Annotated in this window: 19 protein-coding genes; 10 read left to right on the top strand and 9 right to left on the bottom strand. The window is 70.9% G+C overall.

The annotated features are described in order from the left end of the window. Positions 1 to 93: 93 nt before the first annotated feature. The 3 genes from lipA (at position 94) to ACQEVM_RS27300 (ending at position 2222) form a co-directional block, all read left to right on the top strand. A complete protein-coding gene (lipA, locus tag ACQEVM_RS27310) occupies positions 94 to 1041 on the top strand; it encodes a lipoyl synthase (protein WP_053676103.1) in 948 nt (315 codons plus the stop codon). Positions 1042 to 1316: 275 nt separating this feature from the next. Beyond that, positions 1317 to 1514 carry an SCO2195 family GlnR-regulated protein gene (locus ACQEVM_RS27305; RefSeq protein WP_053676102.1) on the top strand — a complete coding sequence of 66 codons (198 nt, stop codon included), beginning with the start codon at positions 1317 to 1319 and terminating at the stop codon, positions 1512 to 1514. A 9-nt stretch (positions 1515 to 1523) separates the two neighbouring features. Next, positions 1524 to 2222, top strand: a complete 699-nt coding sequence (locus ACQEVM_RS27300) for a DUF4191 domain-containing protein (protein ID WP_053676101.1) — start codon at positions 1524 to 1526, stop codon at positions 2220 to 2222. A gap of 100 nt (positions 2223 to 2322) precedes the next feature. Here ACQEVM_RS27300 and ACQEVM_RS27295 read toward each other — a convergent pair whose 3' ends face one another. After that, complete coding sequence (locus tag ACQEVM_RS27295; protein ID WP_433083304.1) at positions 2323 to 2790, bottom strand: RDD family protein; 468 nt, start codon at positions 2788 to 2790, stop codon at positions 2323 to 2325. 185 nt (positions 2791 to 2975) lie between these two features. Here ACQEVM_RS27295 and glnA point away from each other — a divergent pair, with 185 nt between their 5' ends. Continuing rightward, positions 2976 to 4385, top strand: a complete 1410-nt coding sequence (gene glnA / locus ACQEVM_RS27290; RefSeq protein ID WP_351750148.1) for a type I glutamate--ammonia ligase — start codon at positions 2976 to 2978, stop codon at positions 4383 to 4385. A 189-nt stretch (positions 4386 to 4574) separates the two neighbouring features. On the opposite strand, the gene ACQEVM_RS27285 is transcribed toward glnA, so the two are convergent. Further along, positions 4575 to 5237, bottom strand: coding sequence for a TetR family transcriptional regulator (locus ACQEVM_RS27285; RefSeq protein WP_267798610.1), 663 nt, complete (start codon positions 5235 to 5237; stop codon positions 4575 to 4577). Positions 5238 to 5323: 86 nt separating this feature from the next. Between ACQEVM_RS27285 and ACQEVM_RS27280 the strand changes: the two genes are divergently transcribed. Further along, the gene (locus tag ACQEVM_RS27280; protein ID WP_433083301.1) at positions 5324 to 6094 is read left to right on the top strand and encodes an SDR family NAD(P)-dependent oxidoreductase; all 771 of its coding nucleotides are present in this window, start codon (positions 5324 to 5326) and stop codon (positions 6092 to 6094) included. Positions 6095 to 6145: 51 nt separating this feature from the next. Here the strand turns inward: ACQEVM_RS27280 and ACQEVM_RS27275 are convergent, their stop codons facing one another. The 6 genes from ACQEVM_RS27275 to ACQEVM_RS27250 all read right to left on the bottom strand — a co-directional run bounded on the left by ACQEVM_RS27275 (position 6146) and on the right by ACQEVM_RS27250 (position 15757). Beyond that, on the bottom strand, positions 6146 to 6664 hold the full coding sequence (locus ACQEVM_RS27275; protein WP_433083299.1) for a DUF4240 domain-containing protein: 519 nt from the start codon (positions 6662 to 6664) through the stop codon (positions 6146 to 6148). Between the two features lie 144 nt (positions 6665 to 6808). After that, positions 6809 to 9493 carry a pyruvate dehydrogenase (acetyl-transferring), homodimeric type gene (aceE, locus tag ACQEVM_RS27270; RefSeq protein ID WP_433083297.1) on the bottom strand — a complete coding sequence of 895 codons (2685 nt, stop codon included), beginning with the start codon at positions 9491 to 9493 and terminating at the stop codon, positions 6809 to 6811. A 315-nt stretch (positions 9494 to 9808) separates the two neighbouring features. Further along, positions 9809 to 10432 carry a GntR family transcriptional regulator gene (locus ACQEVM_RS27265; RefSeq protein ID WP_433085402.1) on the bottom strand — a complete coding sequence of 208 codons (624 nt, stop codon included), beginning with the start codon at positions 10430 to 10432 and terminating at the stop codon, positions 9809 to 9811. Positions 10433 to 10676: 244 nt separating this feature from the next. Continuing rightward, entirely contained in the window at positions 10677 to 12473 is a 1797-nt protein-coding gene (gene sucB / locus ACQEVM_RS27260; protein WP_433083295.1) for a 2-oxoglutarate dehydrogenase, E2 component, dihydrolipoamide succinyltransferase, read from the bottom strand. Positions 12474 to 12526: 53 nt separating this feature from the next. Beyond that, positions 12527 to 13915, bottom strand: coding sequence for a dihydrolipoyl dehydrogenase (lpdA, locus tag ACQEVM_RS27255; RefSeq protein WP_053676093.1), 1389 nt, complete (start codon positions 13913 to 13915; stop codon positions 12527 to 12529). Positions 13916 to 14227: 312 nt separating this feature from the next. After that, positions 14228 to 15757, bottom strand: coding sequence for a leucyl aminopeptidase (locus ACQEVM_RS27250; protein WP_433083293.1), 1530 nt, complete (start codon positions 15755 to 15757; stop codon positions 14228 to 14230). Between the two features lie 358 nt (positions 15758 to 16115). Between ACQEVM_RS27250 and ACQEVM_RS27245 the strand changes: the two genes are divergently transcribed. The 5 genes from ACQEVM_RS27245 (at position 16116) to ACQEVM_RS27225 (ending at position 22819) form a co-directional block, all read left to right on the top strand. Then, positions 16116 to 18143 (top strand): hypothetical protein, encoded by a 2028-nt coding sequence (locus ACQEVM_RS27245; protein WP_433083291.1) that lies wholly within the window; start codon positions 16116 to 16118, stop codon positions 18141 to 18143. Positions 18144 to 18262: 119 nt separating this feature from the next. Further along, entirely contained in the window at positions 18263 to 19777 is a 1515-nt protein-coding gene (pelF, locus tag ACQEVM_RS27240; RefSeq protein ID WP_433083289.1) for a GT4 family glycosyltransferase PelF, read from the top strand. Beyond that, complete coding sequence (locus ACQEVM_RS27235) at positions 19774 to 21300, top strand: hypothetical protein (protein ID WP_433083287.1); 1527 nt, start codon at positions 19774 to 19776, stop codon at positions 21298 to 21300. The genes pelF and ACQEVM_RS27235 overlap by 4 nt, the downstream gene beginning before the upstream one ends. A 26-nt stretch (positions 21301 to 21326) precedes the next feature. After that, positions 21327 to 21992, top strand: a complete 666-nt coding sequence (locus ACQEVM_RS27230) for a spherulation-specific family 4 protein (protein ID WP_433083285.1) — start codon at positions 21327 to 21329, stop codon at positions 21990 to 21992. Next, on the top strand, positions 21989 to 22819 hold the full coding sequence (locus tag ACQEVM_RS27225) for an endo alpha-1,4 polygalactosaminidase (protein ID WP_433083283.1): 831 nt from the start codon (positions 21989 to 21991) through the stop codon (positions 22817 to 22819). The genes ACQEVM_RS27230 and ACQEVM_RS27225 overlap by 4 nt, the downstream gene beginning before the upstream one ends. 36 nt (positions 22820 to 22855) lie before the next feature. On the opposite strand, the gene ACQEVM_RS27220 is transcribed toward ACQEVM_RS27225, so the two are convergent. Beyond that, entirely contained in the window at positions 22856 to 24034 is a 1179-nt protein-coding gene (locus ACQEVM_RS27220; RefSeq protein ID WP_433085400.1) for a sensor histidine kinase, read from the bottom strand. Positions 24035 to 24090 lie beyond the last annotated feature (56 nt).

Raw genomic sequence — 24090 nt, 5'->3', positions numbered from 1 at the left:
CCGACCGCCCCCAGGTTGGCGGACGTAAGAACGTATGAAATTACGGGCGTACCCTGGTGGGCGCCGAAGAATCGAAGTCACAGGGAGCCGGTCGTGTCCGCAGTCGCACCCGACGGACGCAAGATGCTGCGCCTCGAAGTCCGCAACGCCCAGACCCCCATCGAGCGCAAGCCCGAGTGGATCAAGACCCGGGCGAAGATGGGCCCCGAGTACACCAAGATGCAGGCCCTGGTGAAGGGCGAAGGACTGCACACGGTGTGCCAGGAAGCCGGCTGTCCGAACATCTACGAATGCTGGGAAGACCGCGAGGCCACCTTCCTCATCGGCGGTGACCAGTGCACCCGGCGCTGTGACTTCTGCCAGATCGACACGGGCAAGCCCGAGGCCCTTGACCGGGACGAGCCGCGTCGTGTCGGCGAGTCCGTGGTCACCATGGACCTGAACTACGCGACCATCACCGGCGTGGCCCGCGACGACCTGCCCGACGGCGGCGCCTGGCTGTACGCGGAGACCGTGCGCCAGATCCACCAGCAGACGGCGGGCCGTGAGACCGGCCACACCAAGGTCGAGCTGCTGGCCCCCGACTTCAACGCGGTGCCGGAGCTCCTGGAGGAGGTCTTCGCCTCCCGCCCCGAGGTCTTCGCGCACAACGTCGAGACGGTCCCCCGGATCTTCAAGCGGATCCGCCCCGGCTTCCGCTACGAGCGCTCCCTCGACGTGATCACCAAGGCGCGCGCCTACGGCCTGATCACCAAGTCGAACCTGATCCTCGGCATGGGCGAGGAGCGCGAGGAGGTCACGCAGGCCCTCAAGGACCTGCACGAGGCCGGCTGCGAGCTCATCACCATCACCCAGTACCTGCGGCCCTCGCCGCGGCACCACCCCGTCGAGCGGTGGGTCAAGCCGGCCGAGTTCGTCGAGCTGGCGAAGGAGGCCGAGGAGATCGGCTTCTCCGGTGTGATGTCCGGCCCGCTGGTGCGCTCCTCGTACCGCGCCGGGCGCCTCTACCAGCAGGCGATGGAGAAGCGCGCCACCGTCTGACATGGCCGTGTGAAGTCCCGCACAAAACCTTACTGAAGAGTAACACCGCGCCGACGCGGCCCCTAGGCTCATTCCAGGATGAGTCGGGTGGGCCGCGTCAGTGTTTTCGCGCCCGACATGTTCATCGCATTTGACCGACCGGTCACGTCCTGGTAACACCAGTCAGTGACGATTGCTGCACGCACCGCACACCGCGCAGCAGGCACCACCGCTTCGCTCCACGTACCACCGCTTCACTCCCAGCCGTCGTGAGCACCGTGAGAGGGATCGACATCATGCAGGCCGCGCCCGTACGCGCCATCGCCATCCCGTCGTTCACAGACGCCTTCCGGGGCATCGAGTCGCTGCTCATGAGCGGCGCCCGCCGCAACGCCTGGAGCGCGGTCCTGGAGGACCGGCGCAGGGCCAAGGATCGGGTCGAAACCGAGCACGTACTCGAGGCCGCGGCGACCCGCCGTCCGCAGGCCACGTAAACTCGCCTTATGGCGAGGAAGTCAAACGCAGAGACTGCTGCGAACCCCGGGCGACTGAAGCAGATCGCCCTGACGTACAAGATGACGCGCAAGGCCGACCCGAAGGTCGGTCTGATCGTCGCGGGCGTGGGAATCGTCACCTTCGGTGTCTTTCTTGCGATCGGCTTCCTGATCGGCCACCCGGTCTACCTGGGCATCCTGGGTTTCCTGGTGGCGTTCCTCGCGATGGCGATCGTCTTCGGGCGACGGGCCGAGCGGGCTGCCTTCGGGCAGATGGAGGGACAGCCGGGCGCGGCCGCGGCCGTACTGGACAACGTGGGACGGGGCTGGACCACCACCCCGGCCGTCGCGATGAACCGGAACCAGGACATCGTCCACCGGGCCGTCGGCAAGGCGGGCGTCGTCCTGATCGCGGAGGGCAACCCGAACCGGGTCAAGGTCCTGCTCGCGGCCGAGAAGAAGAAGCTGGCCCGGATCATGCCCGACGTCCCGGTGCACGATTTCATCGTGGGCACCGGCGAGGGCGAGGTCCCGCTCAAGAAGGTCCGCACGACGCTGCTCAAGCTGCCGCGCGTGCTGGCCGGCCCGCAGATCACGCAGGTGAACGACAAGCTCCGGGCCATGGGCGACCTCATGAGCAACATGCCGGTCCCCAAGGGCCCCATGCCGAAGGGCACGCGCATGCCGCGCGGCGGCAAGATGCGCTGACAATGCGCTGACCTGCTTTTCGTATACGACACGGGGGTGCCCCCGGAGCCGCCGGCTCCGGGGGCACCCCCGTGTCGTGCGTCGTGCGTCGCGCCGTTCCTCAGATGCGGACCTGGACGGCGCCGGAGAGCCGGTCGTGCAGGCCGCGGCCGTCCCGGTCCGAGATCAGGGCCGGGACGAAGAGGGCCAGCAGCAGGGTGCGCAGCGCCACCCGGCCGAGGCCCAGGCGCGAGCCGTCCAGCGCGATGACCCGGAGCCCCAGGATCCGCTTGCCGGGGGTGAAGCCCACCGTGCCCACCGTCAGGAACGTGAGGCTCAGGAAGAGCGCCAGCGTCCAAGGGCTGGAAGCGTCCAGGTCACCGCCCGTGACCAGGGCGTAGGCGATCAGCTGACAACCGACCCAGTCGATGACGACGGCGCCGAGGCGACGCCCGAAACGGGCCACCGAGCCGGGCCCCGAACGGGGAAGGCCCAGACGCTCGCCCGGATGGCCGAAGTCGACGCCCATCTCCTCGGCGGCCGCGCGGGGGCCGGAAAGCCAGGATCCGATTGCTTGCCTGTTGTCCACCCGACCACGGTACCGGTGCGCTCTCCAGCGCCCCGGACGGGACCCTGGTTAACTTGTGCGAAACAAATGGGTCATGCCTGAGAAATCCCGTCTGCTTATGGTCGGGTCAGCGTGCGGCACCGCACTGACGCACCACGAGCTATAAAGCCCGCCCCTGCCCCGGGGTCGGGAGTAGGAGGAGTTGGATGTTCCAGAACGCCGACGAAGTGAAGCAGTACATCGAGGAGAACGACGTCAAGTTCGTCGACGTCCGCTTCTGTGACCTGCCTGGTGTGATGCAGCACTTCACCATCCCGGCGCGGGCGTTCGACCCGGCGGAGGAGCTCGCCTTCGACGGATCCTCCATCCGCGGCTTCCAGGCGATCCACGAGTCCGACATGGCGCTGCGCGCCGACATCACCACCGCGCGCCTGGACCCGTTCCGCAAGGACAAGACGCTCAACATCAACTTCTTCATCCACGACCCGATCACGGGCGAGGCCTACAGTCGCGACCCGCGCAACATCGCGAAGAAGGCCGAGGCGTACCTCGCCTCCACCGGCATCGCCGACACCGCGTACTTCGGCCCCGAGGCCGAGTTCTACGTGTTCGACAGCGTGCGCTTCGCGACGACCGCGAACGAGAGCTTCTACCACATCGACTCCGAGGCCGGCGCCTGGAACACCGGCTCGGAGGAGAACAACCGCGGCTACAAGGTCCGCTACAAGGGCGGTTACTTCCCCGTCGCCCCGGTCGACCACTTCGCCGACCTGCGCGCCGAGATCTCGCTGGAACTGGACGCCCAGGGCCTCCAGGTCGAGCGCCAGCACCACGAGGTCGGCACCGGCGGCCAGGCCGAGATCAACTACAAGTTCAACACGCTGCTCGCCGCGGCCGACGACCTGATGCTCTTCAAGTACATCGTGAAGAACGTCGCCTGGCGCAACGGCAAGACCGCGACCTTCATGCCGAAGCCGATCTTCGGTGACAACGGCTCGGGCATGCACGTCCACCAGTCGCTGTGGGCGAACGGCGACCCGCTGTTCTACGACGAGGCCGGCTACGCGGGCCTCTCGGACACCGCCCGCTACTACATCGGCGGCATCCTCAAGCACGCCCCGTCGCTGCTGGCCTTCACCAACCCGACGGTGAACTCCTACCACCGCCTGGTGCCGGGCTTCGAGGCGCCGGTCAACATGGTGTACTCGCAGCGCAACCGCTCCGCCGCGATGCGCATCCCGATCACCGGCTCGAACCCGAAGGCCAAGCGCGTCGAGTTCCGTGCCCCGGACCCGTCGTCCAACCCGTACCTCGCCTTCGCGGCGCTGCTGCTCGCGGGCCTCGACGGTGTCAAGAACAAGATCGAGCCGATGGAGCCGATCGACAAGGACCTCTACGAGCTCTCCCCCGACGAGCACGCGAGCGTCCCGCAGGTCCCGACCAGCCTGGAGGACGTCCTCAAGGCCCTGGAAGCGGACCACGAGTACCTCCTCGCCGGCGGCGTCTTCACCCCGGACCTGATCGAGACCTGGATCGACTACAAGCGCACCAACGAGATCGCCCCGATCGCGCTGCGCCCGCACCCGCACGAGTTCGAGATGTACTTCGACATCTAGTCGCCCCGAGCGCCCACCGGCGGAACCCGTACGACGGGCCGCCGGCCGGGCGCTCCGCGACCTTGCCGCAGGCGCCCGCGCCCGTGGCCGTGCCGTCCCCCGCTCCTCACGGAGCGGAGGGCGGCACTTCGTCGTTTCGGGGTGCTTCGTGGCGTCGGGGCGCTTCGTGGTTCCCGGGGGTGCGGGCCCTCAGGTCGGGCGGTGCAGCAGCGGCATCGCGCCCGTGAGGTCGCGCAGGCAGCGGACCGCGAGTTCGGCCGGGGAGCCGGGGCCCGCGACCGGGGCGTCGGTGGCCGACCAGAGTTCCAGGGCGATGCGGATCGCGTCCGTGGCGGCCGCCGCCAGGAGGCGGACGCCGAGGGCGTCGGCGTCCGGTCCGGCGAGCCGGGCGATCACCGGCACCAGACGTTCCTCGGAGTCCTGGTTCACGCGGTACCAGACCGCCCGCAGGGCCTCGTCGCCGGTGGCCGCCCGCAGCAGCCCGCGCGTCACCTTCAGGCCTTCCTCGACGGCCTGGGAGTCGCCGAGGGAGCGGGTGACGGCGCGTTCCAGCGCCTCGGCCAGGGGGGTGCCGGGATCCTCCTCGGCGAGCAGCGCGCGCCAGGCGTCACCACCACCGGCGAGCAGGGGGGCCACGGCCTCCTGCTTGTTGCGGAAGTAGCGGTAGAACGTGCGCAGGGCCACGCCGGCGCGGTGGGCGATGTCCTCGGCGGTGGTGCCGTCGGGACCGTGCTCGGCGAAGAGTTCGCAGGCGGCGCGGGCGATGTCGAGCTGGGTCGCGGCCTTGCGGCGCTCGGTCAGCGACTGGGCTCCGGGGCCGGCCTGGGGAGAGTACGGACGAGGGGATCTCACGTCTGAAGCCTACCGTCCTGCAGGGTCGACGATTGCATGCATTGACGTACTGGCAAAACGTGTCATCAGGTCGTACGCTCGCACCCATGAATCGTTACGAAGGACGTCGCGTCCTCATCACCGGCGGCGGCTCCGGCATCGGCCGGGCCACCGTCCACCGCATCCTCGCCGAAGGCGGCCGCGTACACGCCGTGGACGTCGACGAAGCCGGACTCGAGAACACGGCGGACCAGGCCGGCGCCGACGGCCGCGGGGACCGTCTCACCACCGCCGTCCTCGACATATCCGACGAGGCCGCCGTACGGGACGGGATCGCCGGCGCCGTCGCGAGCCTCGGCGGGCTCGACGTGCTGGTGAACGCCGCCGGCATCCTGCGCTCCTCGCACACCCACCAGACCACGCTCGACTTCTGGAACAAGGTCATCGCGGTCAACCTCACCGGCACCTTCCTGGTGATCCGCGAGTCGATCCCGGCGCTGCTGGCGGGCGACCAACCGGTCGTCGTCAACTTCAGCTCCACCTCGGCCTCGTTCGCCCACCCCTACATGTCCGCCTACGCGGCCAGCAAGGGCGGCATCCAGTCCATGACCCACGCCCTGGCCGCCGAGTACAGCAAGCAGGGCCTGCGGTTCGTCGCCGTGGCCCCCGGCTCCATCGAGAGCGGCATGACCACCGGCAACGGCCCGGGCCTGCCCGAGGACACCGACTGGAGCCTGTTCACCAAACTCGCCCCGGCCCTCGGCCAGGGCTTCGCGGGCCCGCAGACGGTGGCCGGCGTCGTCGCGATGCTCGGGTCCGAGGACGGCGCGTTCATCACCGGCACGGAGATCCGCATCGACGGCGGCACGCACTGCTGAGCCGCGCGCGCCACCGACCGGATCCGGTGCCGCACGCGCCACCGACCGGCGTCAGCCCCTGAACCGGTCCCAGAGCCGGGGGAAGCGTTCCGCGAGGACGGATTCGTTCTCGAAGTCGAGGGGAGCGCCCTCCGGCTCGGCCGCCTGGAGCGAGACCCCGAGGTCCGGCGCCACCGCCCCGGTCAGCTGCTCGTACGCCTCGTCCGCCGCGTACCCCAACTCCTCGCCGTCGCCGTCGATCTCCTCGTCGAAGTCGCCCAGCAGCTCCGCCAGGTGGTCGGGATCGTGCACCCCGCCCTCGAAGACCTCCCGCCCCTGGCCGATCAGCCAGCACCGGAAGTAGTCGAACGCGTCGTCGCTCGCCCCGTCGAGCAGCACCCAGGCCGCGCCCCAGAGGTCCCAGGTGTACGCCCGGTTGTACCGCGACTCGAAGTGCCGGGCGAAGTCCAGCACGGAGTCCGGGTCGAGCTGCGCCAGCCGCTCCACGAGCAGCTCGGCATGCTCCTCGGGGTCGCCCTCGGCGGCCTCGCGGGTACGGTCGACGATCTCCCAGAACTCCGTCTCGTCCATCACCGCTCCAGCATCACGGGTCCACCCCCGTGCCGCCACCGCTCATACGGCCAAAGGCCGGTGTCCGCCCCCCAATGGCGGGGCGGACACCGGCCTTCGGCCGCGGGTGGCGCATCGGACTCGGCGCGACGGGGCGCCCGGGTCCTACAGGCCGTAGCGCTCGCGGGCCTCCTTGATGGCGGACGCCGGCACCTCGCCGCGGCGGGCGAGCTGGGCCAGCGCGGCCACCACGATGGACTGGGCGTCGACACCGAAGTGCCTGCGGGCGCCCTCGCGGGTGTCGGAGAGACCGAAGCCGTCCGTGCCGAGCGAGGTGTAGTCCTGCTCCACCCACTGGCTGATCTGGTCCGGGACCTGACGCATCCAGTCGGACACGGCCAGCACCGGGCTCGTGACGCCCTCCAGCGCGCGGGTGACGTACGGGGTGCGCACCTCGCCGCGCAGCAGCGCCTCGTCGCACTCCAGCGCGTCGCGGCGCAGCTCGCCCCAGGAGGTGGCGGACCAGACGTCGGCGGCCACGTTCCAGTCGGCGGCGAGCAGCTTCTGGGCGTCCAGGGCCCAGTGGATCGCCGTGCCGGAGGCCATGAGCTGGACCTTCGGGGCGTCGGCGGCGGGGGCCGCCTCGGCGAGGTCGGCCGCGGTGTTGAAGCGGTACAGGCCCTTGAGGATGCCTTCCTCGACGCCCTCCGGGATGGCGGGCTGGACCTTCGGCTCGTTGTAGACCGTCAGGTAGTAGAAGACGTCTTCCGGCTTCTCGCCGTACATGCGGCGCAGACCGTCCTTGACGATCACCGCGATCTCGAACGCGAAGGCCGGGTCGTAGTTGAGCGACGCCGGGTTCGTGGACGCGATCAGGTGCGAGTGGCCGTCCGCGTGCTGGAGGCCCTCACCGGTCAGCGTGGTGCGACCGGCGGTGGCGCCGACGATGAAGCCCTTGCCGAGCTGGTCGGCGAGCTGCCACATCTGGTCGGCGGTGCGCTGCCAGCCGAACATCGAGTAGAAGATGTAGAACGGGATCATCGGCTCGCCGTGCGTCGCGTACGACGTGCAGGCGGCGATGAAGTCGGCCATGGCGCCGGCCTCGGTGATCCCCTCGTTGAGGATCTGGCCGTCCTTGGCTTCCTTGTAGTACATGAGCTGGTCGCGGTCGACCGGCTCGTACGTCTGGCCCAGCGGCGAGTAGATGCCGGCCGACGGGAAGAGGGACTCCATGCCGAAGGTGCGGGCCTCGTCGGGGACGATCGGCACCCAGCGCTTGCCGGTCTCCTTGTCCCGCATCAGGTCCTTGACGAGCCGGACGAAGGCCATGGTGGTGGCCATCTCCTGCTTGCCGGAGCCCTTGAGGAGCGGGGCGAAGGAACGGTCGGCCGGGGCCGGCAGGGCCACGGGCTTGACCTTGCGGGCCGGGGCCGGGCCGCCGAGGGCCGTGCGGCGCTCGTTGAGGTACCGCACCTCGGGGCTGTCGGGGCCCGGGTGGCCGTAGGGGACCTGGCCGTCGACGAAGGCGCTGTCCGGGATCGGGAGGTCGAGCTTGTCGCGCATGCTCTTGAACTCGTCGATCGTGAGCTTCTTCATCTGGTGGTTCGCGTTCTTCGACTCGAACCCGGCACCCAGCGTGTAGCCCTTGACGGTCTGCGCGAGGATGACCGTCGGCGCGCCCTTGTGCTCCAGGGCGGCCTTGTACGCGGCGTACACCTTGCGGGGCTCGTGGCCGCCGCGGGAGGTCTGGAAGCACTCGGCGATCTTCGCGTCGGACAGTACGGCCGCGAGCTGCACGAGTTCGGCGTTGGCGCCGAAGAAGTGCTCGCGGATGTAGGCCGCGTCGCGGGTCGCGTACGTCTGGAACTGCGCGTCCGGTACCTCGCGCAGCCGGCGTACGAGGGCGCCGGTGGTGTCGAGCCGGAACAGCTCGTCCCAGGCGGAGCCCCACAGGGACTTGATGACGTTCCAGCCGGCGCCGCGGAACTGGGCCTCCAGTTCCTGGACCACGCGGAAGTTGGCGCGGACCGGACCGTCGAGACGCTGCAGGTTGCAGTTGATGACGAAGGTCAGGTTGTCGAGCTGCTCGCGGGAGGCGAGGGCCAGGGCGGCGGTCGACTCGGGCTCGTCCATCTCGCCGTCGCCCAGGAAGGCCCAGACGTGCGAGTTCGCGGTGTCCTTGATGCTGCGGTTGTGCAGGTAGCGGTTGAACCGCGCCTGGTAGATCGCGGACAGCGGGCCGAGGCCCATGGACACCGTGGGGAACTCCCACAGCCACGGCAGGCGCCGCGGGTGCGGGTAGGACGGCAGGCCGTTGCCGCCGGACTCCTGGCGGAAGTTGTCGAGCTGCTGCTCGGAGACGCGGCCGTCGAGGAAGGCGCGCGCGTAGATGCCGGGGGAGGCGTGGCCCTGGATGTAGAGCTGGTCGCCCGATCCGTCGGCCTCCTTCCCGCGGAAGAAGTGCTGGAAGCCGGTCTCGTAGAGCCAGGCCGCCGACGCGAAGGTGGCGATGTGGCCGCCGACGCCGTACTTGGAGCCGCGGGTCACCATGGCGGCCGCGTTCCAGCGGTTCCACGCGGTGATCCTGGCTTCCATCGCCTCGTCGCCGGGGAACTCCGGCTCCGCGGCGGTGGGGATGGTGTTGACGTAGTCCGTCTCAAGGAGCTTCGGCAGCGCGAGGCCGGCGGCCTCGGCGTGCTGGAGGGTACGACGGAGCAGGTACTCGGCGCGGCGCGTACCGGCGGCCTTGGCGACGGCGTCGAGGGAGGCCGCCCATTCGGCGGTCTCCTCGGTGTCGCGGTCCGGGAGCTGGTCGAGCTCGCTCGGAAGCTTTCCTACGGGGTCGGACATCGGTGTGCGCCGCCTTCCGGACAAAGGAGAGGTGGTGAAGAAAATCCCTGACGGGCAGGACAGGGTCGATGGACCCGGGTGGGGTCCGCGTTGACTGTAAAGCGCTGATCGATGATCGATCAAATAAAAGTGACAATTAAATGTCCACGAGGCGAAAGTCGGCACCGGGTGCCATGGCTCAAGGCACCCGGTGCCGGTGGTCTCGCGTCGTGGAACCAGTACAGGCCGACGCGCCGGCGGCTCCCTGGAGAGCCGCTCGAAACCCCAGGTCGGAAGGGGTTTCGGAGGGACGTGCCGGCCGGCCGGAAACGTTCCTCAGGCGCGCGGCGCGCAGCCCAGGACGTGCCGCTTCACGAGCAGGCCGATGTCCGGATCCTGACCACGGAACGCCGCCACCAGCGCCTCGTGCTCCTCGGCGTACGACTTCTGGACGGTACCGAGCCAGCGAATGGACAGGGCCGTGAACACCTCGATGCCCAGGCTCTCCCAGGTGTGCAGCAGCACGCTGTTCCCGGCCGCCCGCACCATCTCGCGGTGGAAGCCCACCGTGTGCCGCACCTGCGCCGTGCCGTCCTCGGTGCGGTCCGCCTCCCACAGGGCCGCCACGTGCGGCTCCAGCGCCGCGCAGTCGGCCGCCAGCCGGGGCGCGGCCAGCTCGGCGGCGATCTGCTCCAGACCGGCCCGGACCGGGTAGATCTCCTCCAGGTCGGCCGCGGAGAGGTTCCGTACGCGGACGCCCTTGTTCGGCGCGGACTCGATCAGCCGCAGCGTCTCCAGCTCGCGCAACGCCTCCCGTACGGGCGTCTGGCTGACCTCCAGCTCGACGGCGATCCGGCGCTCCACGATCCGCTCACCGGGCTTCCAACGGCCGCTGACGATCCCCTCCACGATGTGCTCGCGGATCTGCTCGCGCAGCGAGTGCACGACGGGTGGGGTGATCATCGGCGCTTCATCTCCTGAGGGGCACGCAGGGCTCTGATGCGTAGACAATACGGCGGAGTAGCCCCGAGCGAGGTGTTCCGGGGCGGGGACCCCGGGTGAGGCTGGTTACAAGACCGCCCCGGCCGGCTCGCCGTCGGCCGGACATCGCGTCCCCCGAGCCCGGGCACGACGACGGCGCCCCCTCCCGGAGGGTGTTCCGGGAGGGGGCGCCGTATCGGATGGCTGCCGCGGGGCGCGAGCCCTACAGGCCGAGCTCGACCTCGAACTCGCCGGCTTCCAGGATGGCCTTGACGGCCGAGAGGTACCGGGCCGCGTCCGCGCCGTCCACCAGGCGGTGGTCGTAGGACAGGGTCAGGTACGTCATGTCGCGGATGCCGATGTTCGTGCCCTCGGCGGTCTCGATGACCACCGGGCGCTTGACCGTGGCACCGATGCCCAGGATGGCGACCTGGTTCGGCGGCACGATGACCGTGTCGAACAGGGCGCCGCGCGAGCCGGTGTTGCTGATGGTGAAGGTCGCGCCCGACAGCTCGTCCGGCGTGATCTTGTTGCCGCGGACCTTGGAGGCCAGGTCGGCGGTCGCCTTGGAGATGCCCGCCAGGTTGAGGTCACCGGCACCCTTGATGACCGGGGTCATCAGGCCCTTCTCGGAGTCCACGGCGATGCCGATGTTCTCCGAGTCGAAGTAGGTGATCGTGCCCTCGTCCTCGTTGATCCGGGCGTTGACGACCGCGTGGGCCTTCAGCGCCTGGGCCGCGGCCTTGACGAAGAACGGCATCGGCGAGAGCTTGACGCCCTCACGGGCCAGGAACGCGCCCTTGGCCTTCTCGCGCAGCTTCATGATCTTGGTGATGTCCACCTCGACCACGGAGCTGAGCTGCGCCTGCGAGTGCAGCGCCTTCATCATGTTGTCGCCGATGACCTTGCGCATGCGGGTCATCTTGACGGTCTGGCCACGCAGCTCGGACACCGCGGCCGGAGCCTTGGCGGCCGGAGCGGCAGCGGCGGCAGCCGGCGCCGGAGCGGCGGCAGCGGCCTTGGCGGCCTCGGCGGCGGCCAGGACGTCCTGCTTGCGGATACGGCCACCGACACCGGAGCCCGAGACCGAGGACAGGTCGACGCCGGACTCGGAGGCGAGCTTGCGCACCAGCGGGGTCACGTACGCGCCCTCGTCACCGGCCGAGGCCGGGGCGGCGGGAGCGGCCGGGGCCACGGGAGCCGGAGCCTGAGCGGCCGGAGCGGCCTGCGCCGGCGCGGCGGCCGGAGCCGCCACGGGAGCCGGAGCGGCAGCCGCGGGGGCGGCCTGGACCGGAGCCGGGGCGGCGGCCGGGGCGGCAGCCTCCACCGGAGCCGGAGCGGCGGCGGGAGCGGCCTCGGCCGGAGCCGGGGCGGCCTCTGCCGGAGCGGCCGCGGGAGCCGCACCGGCGACACCGATGACGGCCAGACGCGCGCCGACCTCGGCGGTCTCGTCCTCGCCGACGAGGATCTCCAGCAGGGTGCCGGCGACCGGGGCGGGGATCTCGGTGTCGACCTTGTCGGTCGAGACCTCCAGCAGCGGCTCGTCGGCCTCGACCGACTCGCCGACCTGCTTCAGCCAACGGGTGACGGTGCCCTCGGTGACGCTCTCGCCCAGGGCGGGGAGGGTGACGTCCGTGCCGGACGCGGCAGGCGCGGCGGCGGCAGGGGCCTCGGCGGCGGGAGCCGCGGGTGCCTCGGCAGCCGGAGCGGCCTCGGCGGCCGGAGCCTCGGCAGGGGCCTCGGCGGCGACCGTCTCGGCCTCGGCCGGCGCCGGGGCGCCCGAACCGTCGTCGATGACGGCCAGCTCGGCGCCGACCTCGACGGTCTCGTCCTCGGCGACCTTGATGGAGGCCAGGATGCCGGAGACGGGCGACGGGATCTCGGTGTCGACCTTGTCGGTCGATACCTCGAGCAACGGCTCGTCGGCCTCGACGCGCTCGCCCTCGGCCTTCAGCCAACGGGTGACAGTGCCCTCGGTGACGCTCTCACCGAGCGCCGGAAGGGTTACGGAAACCGACATGGTTTCAGTTGCTCCTAACGAAAGTGCGGAAGTGGTCGTCGCGCCCGTGACGATTAGTCGTGGGAGTGAAGCGGCTTGCCGGCCAGGGCCAGGTGGGCCTCGCCGAGCGCTTCGTTCTGGGTCGGGTGTGCGTGGATGAGCTGCGCGACCTCGGCCGGCAGAGCTTCCCAGTTGTAGATCAACTGGGCTTCGCCGACCTGCTCGCCCATCCGGTCACCGACCATGTGGACGCCGACCACGGCACCATCCTTGACCTGGACGAGCTTGATCTCGCCCGCGGTCTTGAGGATCTTGCTCTTGCCGTTGCCCGCCAGGTTGTACTTCAGGGCCACGACCTTGTCGGCCCCGTAGATCTCCTTGGCCTTGGCCTCGGTGATGCCGACGGAGGCGACCTCGGGGTGGCAGTACGTGACGCGCGGCACACCGTCGTAGTCGATCGGGACGGCCTTGAGGCCGGCCAGACGCTCGGCGACGAGGATGCCCTCGGCGAAGCCGACGTGCGCGAGCTGCAGGGTCGGGACGAGGTCACCGACGGCCGAGATGCTCGGCACGTTGGTCTGCATGTACTCGTCGACCAGGACGTAGCCGCGGTCCATCGCGACGCCCTGCTCCTCGTAACCCAGGCCCTGCGAGACCGGGCCGCGGCCGATCGCGACCAGCAGCACCTCCGCCTCGAAGGTCTTGCCGTCGGCGAGGGTGACGCGGACACCGTTCTCGGTGTACTCGGCCTTCTCGAAGAAGGTGCCGAGGTTGAACTTGATGCCGCGCTTGCGGAACGCGCGCTCAAGAAGCTTGGAGCTGTTCTCGTCCTCGACCGGCACGAGGTGCTTGAGGCCCTCGATGACGGTGACGTCGGTGCCGAAGGACTTCCACGCCGAGGCGAACTCGACGCCGATGACGCCGCCGCCCAGGATGATCGCGGACTCGGGCACGCGGTCCAGGACGAGCGCGTGGTCCGAGGAGATGATGCGGTTTCCGTCGATGTCCAGGCCCGGCAGCGACTTCGGCACGGAGCCGGTCGCCAGCAGGACGTGGCGGCCCTGGATGGTGCGGCCGTCGACGTCGACGGAGGTCGGCGAGGAGAGGCGGCCCTCACCCTCGATGTAGGTCACCTTGCGCGAGGCGACGAGACCCTGGAGACCCTTGTACAGGCCCGAGATGACGTCGTCCTTGTACTTGTGCACACCCGCGATGTCGATGCCCTCGAAAGAGGCCTTGACACCGAACTGGGCGGCTTCGCGCGCCTGGTCCGCGATCTCACCGGCGTGCAGCAGTGCCTTCGTGGGGATGCAGCCGTTGTGCAGGCAGGTGCCGCCGAGCTTGTTCTTCTCGATCAGCGCAACGTCGAGACCCAGCTGGGATGCGCGCAGCGCCGCGGCGTAACCGCCACTGCCACCGCCGAGGATCACTAGGTCGAAAACGGTGCTGGCGTCGTTCGCCACGTCACGTCCTCCATGCATGTGCGCCGGGCACCGGTCCTCTGTGACCGGGGCGGCGGCTGGTAATCGGCCGCTTGTTTCTTCGGCCCTGTGGTGGGGGCCCTGTCCTGCCGAGAACCCATCTTCGCATTTGTCGGGGGCACGCGGGACGCCGGGCCCCGGCTCTGGACCGTCGTTCTGCCCGAACCGGGGGTTACCACTGCGTAGAAACCTACTGATCTTCGAGGTTTCGTCGAGAGCGAACGTGCCCCGGGACCCCGTCGGGGTCCCGGGGCACGTTCACGTCCCACCCGGCGAGACGGATCGCCGGTCGTGTCAGCCCAGGTCGCCCGTGGCGGTGCGCTCGGCCAGCCGCACCAGGGTGCGCACGGCGGAGCCGGTGCCGCCCTTGGGGGTGTAGCCGTAAGGGGCGCCCTCGTGGAAGGCGGGGCCCGCGATGTCGAGGTGGGCCCAGGTGATGCCCTCGCCGACGAACTCCTGGAGGAAGAGGCCGGCCACCAGGCCGCCGCCCATGCGGACACCCATGTTGGCGATGTCGGCGGTGGGGGAGTCCATGGTCTTGCGCAGGTCCGCGGGGAGCGGCATCGGCCAGGAGGCCTCGCCGACCTCCTCGGCGATCTCGTGGATCGAGGTGCGGAAGGCGTCGTCGTTGGCCATCACGCCGAAGGTCCGGTCACCCAGGGCCAGCACCATGGCGCCGGTCAGGGTGGCGACGTCGACGATCGCGTCCGGGTTCTCCTCGGAGGCCCTGGTCAGCGCGTCGCCGAGGACGAGGCGGCCCTCTGCGTCGGTGTTGAGGACCTCGACGGTCTTGCCGCTGTACATGCGCAGCACGTCGCCGGGCTTGGTGGCGGAGCCGGACGGCATGTTCTCGGCGAGCGCGAGCCAGCCGGTGACGTTGACCTGGAGGCCCAGCTTGGCGGCCGCGACGACGGCGGCGAACACGGCGGCGGCGCCGGCCATGTCGCACTTCATCGTCTCGTTGTGGCCGGCCGGCTTCAGGGAGATGCCGCCCGAGTCGTAGGTGATGCCCTTGCCGACGAAGGCGAGGGTCTTCGCCGCCTTGGAGTGGGTGTAGCTGAGCTTCACCAGGCGCGGCGGGTTCTCGGAGCCCTTGCCGACGCCCATGATGCCGCCGTAGCCACCCTTGACGAGGGCCTTCTCGTCCAGCACCTGGACCTTGATGCCGTTCTCCTTCGCGGCCGCGGACGCGATCGCGGCGAAGGCCTCGGGGGTGAGGTCGTTCGGCGGGGTGTTGATCAGGTCGCGAGCGATGTTGACCTCGGTCGCGACGACGATGGCGCGCTCGGCCGCGGCCTTGTGGTCCTTGTCGCGCGGCTTGGCGCCGAGCAGGGCGATCTCGGCGAGGGGCTGCTTGGGGCCCTCGCCCTTGGCGGCCTTCTTCTCGCCGCCCTGGTAGACGGTGAAGGCGTACGCGCCGAGCAGCGCGCCCTCGGCGACCGCGGTGACGGCGGAGGCGTCGTCGAGGGGAAGCGCGAAGGCGGCCTTCTTCACGCCGTGCAGGGCGCGGGCGGCGGACCCGGCGGCGCGGCGCAGCGCCTCCTCGTCGTAGGACTCGTCCTGCTCCGGTACGGAGCCCAGACCGACCGCCAGCACGACCGGGACCTTGAGGCCTGCGGGTGCGGGCAGCTTGGTGATCTCGCCTTCCGCGCCCGAGGCGCCGAGCGCGTCAAGCACGGTGGCGAGCTTTCCGCCGAACGCCTTGTCCACGGCCTCGGCGCCTGCGGCGACCACGGGGCCCTTGGCGCCCTTCGACACGCCGACCACGAGGGCGTCGGCGCGCAACGTCGCGGCGCCGGCAGTGCTGAGAGTCAGAGCAGTCACGGTGGTGAAGTCTCGCTTCCGTTTGTGTATGTGGGCGCTGCGGTCGCGTCAGGGTCGCCGGCCGCTCCGCAGCGATCGTATTCCGGCACTACGGCCGCCGGAAACGAGCCTACGCCGACGCACTCGTCCGTACGTCACTCGAAGGTTTGGCAAGTTGTTCGATCAGGACGCCGACAGGTTCACCCATCTGTGGTCTCTGTTCCAGGTTTGCCCTTGAGACCTGACGAGGTCCGAGAGAGTGATGCCGCTCTCGCAAGGGGACGCGGGGTCCCTTTGCATGATTTCCACAGAGCCTCCCCGGCGCGGCCGAACGCCATGCGGCCCAAGTCGTCGGGAGGCCTGCGGGGGGAAGGCCGAAATGGTCAACAAGAACCGGATGAACAGGGTCGCCGCGGCGATGGCCGCCGCGACCCTGATGTCCGTGGCAGTACCCGCGGCGTCCGCCGAGGCGGCCGCCGTGACACCGCGCATCGACCTCAGGGTGCTGGTCGTCGACGACGGCGGCAGCTCGGTCGAGGCGATCACCGCCGAACTCCGCGACACCGGGGTTCCGTACACCCGCGTCGACCTGGGCAGCAGCAGCCGCCCGGTGCTCAACGCCGCCTACCTGAGCGACACGGTCGACGGCCGTCCGCGCGCCAAGTTCCAAGGAGTGGTGCTGCCCAACGAGAACCCCTTCGGCGCGGGTTCGGCCGAGATGACGGCGCTCGCCGCCTACGAGACGACGTACGGGATCCGCCAGGTCGACGCCTACACCTGGTCGCACCCGGGCGTCGGACTGGAGTACACCGACAACGGCGGCTACAGCGGCACGCTCGACGGCACCCAGGCCGCCGTCACCGCCGCCGGCAAGACGGGCCCCTTCGGCTACCTCGGCGGTCAGGTCACCTTCGAGGACAACTCGCCCCTGGTACCCGAGAGCTACGGGTTCATGGGCAAGCCGCGCACCGGCTACACCAGCTACCTCGACGCACCCGTCGGCTCCGGGCGCGCCTCGCTCGTCGGCGAGTACGCCCACGACGGGCGCAGTGAACTGGTCGTCACCTTCGGCTACAACCAGTACCAGCAGCAGTTCCGGCTGCTGGCCCGGGGCATCGTCGAATGGCTCACCCAGGGCGTCCACCTCGGCCAGGAGCGCAACTACTTCGCGGTCCACGTCGACGACGTCTTCGCTCCGGACGCCCGCTGGAGCAAGGAGCTCAACTGCACGCCCGGCGACTACGCCTGCGCGGGCGGCGAGGGCCAGGAGAGCACCATCCGGATGACCGCCGCCGACGCCCAGTACGCGGCGCAGTGGCAGACCTCCAAGAACTTCAAGCTCGACATGCTCTTCAACGCGGGCGCGGGCGAGGAGTGGAAGACCGAGCACGGCGGCGTCGACGCCATGACCGCCCAGCTGGTGGCGGACCGGGCCAAGTACCGCTGGATGAACCACACGTACACGCACCCGTTCCTCGGCTGTGTGCAGGACACCACCACCTCCCCCTGGACCTGCAAGAAGAACGCCCAGGGCGCGATCCAGTACATGAGCCGCGCCGAGATCTCGGCGCAGATCCGCGACAACAACAACTGGGCGGCCGGCAAGGGCATCACCACCGACCGCACCGAGCTCGTCACCGGCGAGCACTCCGGCCTCAAGACGGCCCCGCAGCAGCCCGTGGACAACCCCAACCTGGCGGGCGCGCTCGCCGACAACGGGGTCAAGTGGGCGGGCAGCGACAACTCCCGCGAGCCGGCGCAGCGCGCGGTCGGCGCCGCCCTGACCGTCCCGCGCCACCCGATGAACGTGTACTACAACACGGGCACCAACGCGGAGATGGCAGACGAGTACAACTGGATCTACAGCAGTCGTGCCGACGGCGGCAGCGGCGCCTGCGAGGACAACCCGGCGACCTCCACCTGTCTGCCGGCCCCGCTCGACGTCAACACCGGCTACACGAACTACATCGTCCCGCAGGAGGCCCGGACCGCCCTGCGCCACGTGCTGGCCAACGACCCCCGGCCGCACTACGTCCACCAGTCCAACCTGGCCGAGGACCGCACGCTCTACCCGGTGCTCAACCAGGTCCTCGACACCTACCGCACCCTGTACGCGCCCAGCGCGCCCATCGTGAACCAGACCATGAAGGACACCGGCGTCGAGCTGACCCGTCGCGCCGCGTGGGACAAGGCCATCGCGAACAACCAGGTCACCGCCTACCGCATCGGCAAGGACGTCACCGTCAAGGCGCCCTCCGGAGTGGTCGCCCCGATCACCGCGCCGAACGGGACCAAGAAGCAGCTGCTGCTCGGCACCGCCGACTTCGGCACCGCGTACGCCGGCACCCGCTCGGCGTGGACGGCTCCCGAGATGCTCCAGTCCGCGGTCACGCTGAAGCTGCTCTGACCTCCCCCCGGCCCCCGTCGGGCCGGACGTTCCACCGCACGCGCACCCGCATCACCCAGCGCCGGCGCTCCGCGAACCACGGGCGCCGGCCCCTTTTCCGTCCTGGGGGGACACACCGCATGAGCCATGGGCGTCATGTCACCATGCTCACCGAAGGCACCTATCCACACGTCCACGGGGGCGTCAGCACCTGGTGCGACCAACTGGTCCGCGGCATGCCGGAGGTCGACTTCAACGTCATAGCCCTGACCGGCTCCGGACGCGAGCCGGTCACCTGGGAACTGCCGCGCAACGTCTACCGGCACACCGCCGTACCGCTCTGGGGTCCTCCGTCGGCCCGGCGACTGCGGTCGACACTGCGCGGAAGGGCCCTGCGAGGTTTCACCGAGACGTACGAGACGTTCCTGCTCTCCATGCTCGACCCGCGGCACGGCGGATTCTCGCGATCCCTGCGCGAACTGGCCCTGCTGGCCCGCGCCGGCAAGCTCGCGCCGGCCCTGCGCTCCGAGTCCGTGCTGCGCCTGCTGATGACCGTCTGGACCCGCCCCGGCCTCGTCACCGCCGAGGCCGCGCCCACCATCCACGACGCGCTGACCGCCACCGACCTGCTGGAACACGCGCTGCGCCCGCTCTCCGTGCGGATCCCGCCCGACAGCGTCGCCCACGCCGTCAGCAGCGGCCTCGCCACCCTTCCGGCCCTCGCCGCCAAATACCTCGACCAGGTGCCCTTCCTCCTCACCGAGCACGGCATCTACCTGCGCGAGCGCTACCTTGGCTACCGCAGCGCCGAACAGCGCTGGCCCGTCAAGGCGTTGATGCTCGGCTTCTACCGCGAGCTCAACACCGAGGGCTACCGGCAGGCCGACCTGATCACCCCCTGCAACCAGTACAACCGTCGTTGGGAGGAGCGCGGCGGCGCCGCCTCCGACCGGATCCGCACCGTCTACAACGGCGTCGACCCGCACGCCTTCCCCGAGGCCGGCCCCGAACCCGAGGTGCCCACCCTCAGCTGGTGCGGGCGCATCGACCCGATCAAAGACCTCGAAACCCTCGTGCGCGCCTACGCCTTCATGCGCGAGGAGCTGCCGGCCCTGCGGCTGCGCCTCTTCGGGCCGGTCCCGGCCGGCTGCGAGGACTACAAGCTCCGCCTGGAGAAGCTCGCCGCCGAACTCGGCGTCGGCGACGGCATCACCTACGAGGGCCGCATCGACCAGGTCGCGAAGGCCTACGCCGCCGGCAGCGTCGTGATGCTCTCCTCCATCAGCGAGGGCTTCCCCTTCAGCATCATCGAGGCCATGTCCTGCGGCCGCACCACGGTCTCCACCGACGTGGGAGGCGTGCGCGAGGCCGTCGGGGACACCGGTCTCGTCGTCCCGCCCCGCGAGCCCGAGACCATGGCCCGCGCCACCCTCGCCCTGCTCCGCGACGACGAACGGCGCGCCGAACTCGGCCGGATGTCGCGCAGGCGGGTGGTCGAGAAGTTCACCCTCCACCAGTCCGTCGACGGCTTCCGGCACATCTACCGGGAACTCGCCGGCCAGCCCCTGCTGCCCGTCCACCCGGGCGACGACTGGACCCAGCGGCTCGCGGACCCCTGGTACAAGGAGCTCGCCGCCGACGGGAGCCTGTGGTGAGCGGTTCCCTCTGGCTGAAGGTCCCGGGCGGCAACACGCTGCCCGCCGTCCCGCGACCCCGGCGAACCGTTCCCCCGGCCGCCGACCCGATGGAAGAACTCGCCGAGCGGCTCGACGTGTTCATCGCCGCGGCCGTCCACCCCGACGAGATAGCGGCCATCCTCGAATCCGACGGGATGACCGACGAGTACATCCGGCTCACCTACGGCCGCCACGACTCCTTCGCACTCGCCGAGGAGCTGTACACCCGGGTGCCCCGGTCGTTCCCGGAGCCCGAGGGAGCAGCCGACCCCTGGAAGGTCTCGCTCACCGCCTGCCTGCTCCGCGGGGTGATCTTCGCCCTGCCCGGCCTGGCCTACCTGCTCGGCGCACCCCTGCTGGAGGGCCCCCAGGACCGGCTGGGGCTGCCCGCCGGGACGCTGACCCTGCTCGCCGGGGCACTGATCGGGTGGGTCTGGGACCAGGCCCTGTCCCACCGGGCCTACTCCTGGCTCGGCCTCGGCGACCGGGCCGCCGCCGGGCGGACCCTGCTCGCCGGGGCCCCCGCCGGGGCGCTGCTGGGCACCGCCGCAGCGCTGGCGGTGCCCGGCGGTCCGCCGTTCTCGTACGCGTTCGCCGCCGGACAGGCCCTGTACGTGGGCGCCGCCACCGTCCTGCTGGTCCTCGGCCGGGAGCGGATGCTGATCGTCGCGCTCGCGCCGATGGCCGCGGGCGCGGTGCTGTCCCTCTTCGTGGACCTGCCCGTGCCCGTGCGCGTCACCCTGCTCCTGGTGTCGTTGCTGGCCGCCTGCGCCCTCGCCGTCCGGGAACTCCCGCTGGCCGAGGGCGTGCGGAGCACCGTGCGCCGCGTCCGGGGCCGGTACCGGCGCGGCCCGGGGGAAGGGCCGGTGCGCTGGCGGATGCTGCGCGGTGCCGAGGAGGAGTACCGGCCGCGCGGACCCCGGCTCGGGGACTCCGTGCCGTACGGGGTGTTCGGCCTCGGCACCGGCCTGCTCGTGCTGTACGCCGCCCTCGGCGAGGTGCTGGCCGGGGGCCCCGCCGAGGCCGTCGCCGCGCCCTCCGCGGTGGCCCTCACCCTCAGCATGGGCCCCGCCGAATGGCTGCTCCACCGGTTCCGCAGCGGCAGCCTCGCCGGGCTGCGGGCCGCCCGCTCGCCCCGGGCGTTCCGACACCGGATGCTCGTCACGCTGACCCGGTGCCTCGCCGCCTACCTGGTGGTGCTGCTCGCCCTGGGCGTCGTCGGCACCCTGCTGTGGCCCGGAGCCCCCGGGCCGACCGGGCTGCGCGTCGCGACCCTGCTGCTGCTCGGCGCCGTGATGTGGACCGGGCTGCTGCTCCAGTCGTTCGGGGCGGTCCGCCCCGCCGCGATGGTCTGCGCCTCGGCCGCCGTCGCCCAGAGCCTGGCCCTGCTGTTCGGGGCCGGGCAGCCGCGGCTGGTCCAACTGGTCGTGGCGGGCACGGCCGCCGCCGCCCTGGCCGCCATGGTCTGCCTGTTCCTGGGTCGGGCCACGGCCCACCGCTGACGCACGTGCCCCCGTACCCGACGGACATGAAGAAGGACCACATGCTGATGGTGCCCCTCTACGAGCACCCCGCCGACCGGCCCGAGGCCTGGGAGCTGCTGATCCGCTCCGCGGGCCGCCTGCACTCGGTGGTGCTCAACCCCGACAGCGGGCCGGGCGACGCCCCCGACGAACGGTTCGCCGCCGTCGCCGCACGGCTGCGCGACGCCGGGGTGCCCGTCCTGGGCTACGCCGACACCGACTACGGGCGGCGCCCGCACGCGGCCGTCGTCCAGGACCTGTTGCGCCACCGCGACTGGTACGACACCGACGGGGCCTTCCTCGACCAGGCCTCCGCCGACCCCGAGCTGCTGGCGCACTACGGTCGGCTCGGGGTCGCCGCCCGGGCCGCGGGCGCCCGCACGGTCGTCCTGAACCACGGCGTGCACCCGCACCCCGGGTACGCCGAACTCGCGGACCTGCTGGTCACCTTCGAGGGTCCCTGGGACGCCTACCGGGACGCGGCGGCCGTGCCCGCCTGGACCGCCGACCACCCCGCGGGACGGTTCTGCCACCTGGTGTACGCCGTCCCGCCGGGCGCGCCCACCGCCGAACTCGCCCGGGAGCGGGGGGCCGCCGTGCACTGCGCGGTCCCCGGAACCGGCGCGCACCCGTGGGGCACCCTCCCGTACGCCCTGGAGGCCACCGCGTGAACCGCCGTCCGCCGCGGTGGTCCCTGCCGGTCCTCGTCCCACTGCTCCTGCTCGCCGCGTGCACCACCGTGCCGGAGCCGGACGACGTCTCGCCCGACCCGGCGCCCGGGCAACGCTGGCAGCCCGAGCCGGGGGTCAGCTGGCAGTGGCAGCTCTCGGGCAGGCTCGACACCTCGGTGAAGGCGGCCGTGTACGACGTCGACGGGTTCACCACGACCAGGGAGCAGGTCGCCGACCTGAAGAAGGCCGGACGCAAGACGATCTGCTATCTCTCCACGGGGGCCTGGGAGGAATTCCGCCCGGACGCCGACGACTTCCCGAAGTCGACGCTCGGCAAGGGCAACGGCTGGGAGGGCGAACGCTGGCTGGACATCCGGCGCCTGAAGGAGCTGGAACCGCTGATGGCCAAGCGCATCGACATGTGCCGGGGCAAGGGCTTCGACGCGGTGGAGCCCGACAACATGGACGGCTACGCCAACACCACCGGCTTCCCGCTGACCGGCGACGACCAGGTGAGGTACAACCGGCTGATCGCCCGGCTCGCCCACGACCGGGGCCTGTCGGTCGGCCTGAAGAACGACCTGGACCAGATCCCCCAACTCGTCGGGAACTTCGACTTCGCGGTCAACGAGCAGTGCATGGAACACGACGAGTGCGAGCGGTACGCGCCGTTCACCGACGCGGGCAAGGCCGTCTTCCACGTCGAGTACGAGGGTCGGGTGGGCGAGTGGTGCGCCCGCTCGCAGGAGGCCGGGCTCAGCTCGCTCCAGAAGAAGTACGACCTGGGCGCCTGGCGCAGGGTGTGCCCCCGCTCCGGCACCCCCTGAAAGGACCGGGAAGGAGCGAGACTTCGACGACGGGACCTAGGAGACCGGCAGGATGGCGTGGACCCGGTACCCGCCGCCGTACCGGGGGCCCGCGAAGCAGGACCCGCCCAGCGCGCCCGCCCGCTCGCGCATCCCGAGGAGCCCGTGGCCGCCACCCGGATCGGCCGGTTCCGGGGCCGGGTCGGCGGAGGTGCCCCCGTCGTCGAGGACGGTCACCTCCACCGAGGCCCCGACCCGGACCACGCTCACCTCGGCACTGGCTCCCGGGCCCGCGTGCTTGCGCACGTTGGTCAGCGCCTCCTGGATCACCCGGTACACGGCCAGGTCCACGGCGGCCGGCAGCGCGGAATCGTCCCGCCCCAACTGCACGATGACCTCCACCGGCAGCCCGGCGTGCCGGAAGGTGTCCGTCAGTTCGTCCAGCACGGCCAGCCCCGGCGCGGGCTCGGTCGGCGCCTCCGGGTCGCCGGACTGGCGCAGCAGCCCGACCGTGGCACGCAGCTCGTTCAACGCCGAACGGCTGGCGTCCCGTACGTGGGCCAACGCCTCCTTGGCCTGGTCGGGGCGCTTGTCCATCACGTGCGCGGCCACCCCCGCCTGCACGTTGACGAGGGCGATGTGGTGGGCCACCACGTCGTGCAGGTCCCGGGCGATCCGCAGCCGCTCCTCGGCGACCCGGCGCCTCGCCTCCTCGTCACGGGTCCGCTCGGCGCGCTCGGCCCGTTCCCGGATGGCGTCGATGAAGGCGCGCCGACTGCGCACGGCGTCGCCGGCGGCGGCGGCCATGCCGGTCCAGGCGAAGATCCCGAGGTTCTCCTGCGCGTACCAGGGCAGTGGTCCCGCCAGCATGGCGACGCCGGTCAGGCCCGTCATCGTGAGCAGCCCGATCCGCCAGGTGGTGGGCCGGTCGGTGCGGGCGGCCAGCGTGTACAGGGCGATCACCGCGCACATCACGACGGGGGCCCGGGGCTCCCCGGTGGTCAGTTCCAGCAGGGACAGCGCGCAGGTCACGGCGAGCACGGCACGGGTGTGCCGGCGCCGGAACACGAGGGCGGTGGCGCCCAGGAGCATCAGCAGGAGCGAGAAGGGGTCGGGGGTACGGGTGCCGAAGGTGGGCCCGTGCGGTCCGCGGGGATCGGCGAACGATCCGACGACCATGGAGACGAGCGCCCCGAGCGCGAGCACGGCGTCGGTGGCGAGCGGATGGGCCCGCATCCACTGCCGGGTGGGGGCGAAGGGCCCGAGGTGTGTCGTCACCCCGTTACGGTACG

Source organism: Streptomyces sp. CA-243310 (assembly GCF_050936775.1).
In the GTDB taxonomy this organism is placed as follows: Bacteria; Actinomycetota; Actinomycetes; order Streptomycetales; family Streptomycetaceae; genus Streptomyces.
This window is presented reverse-complemented; position numbering and strand designations above follow the sequence as displayed.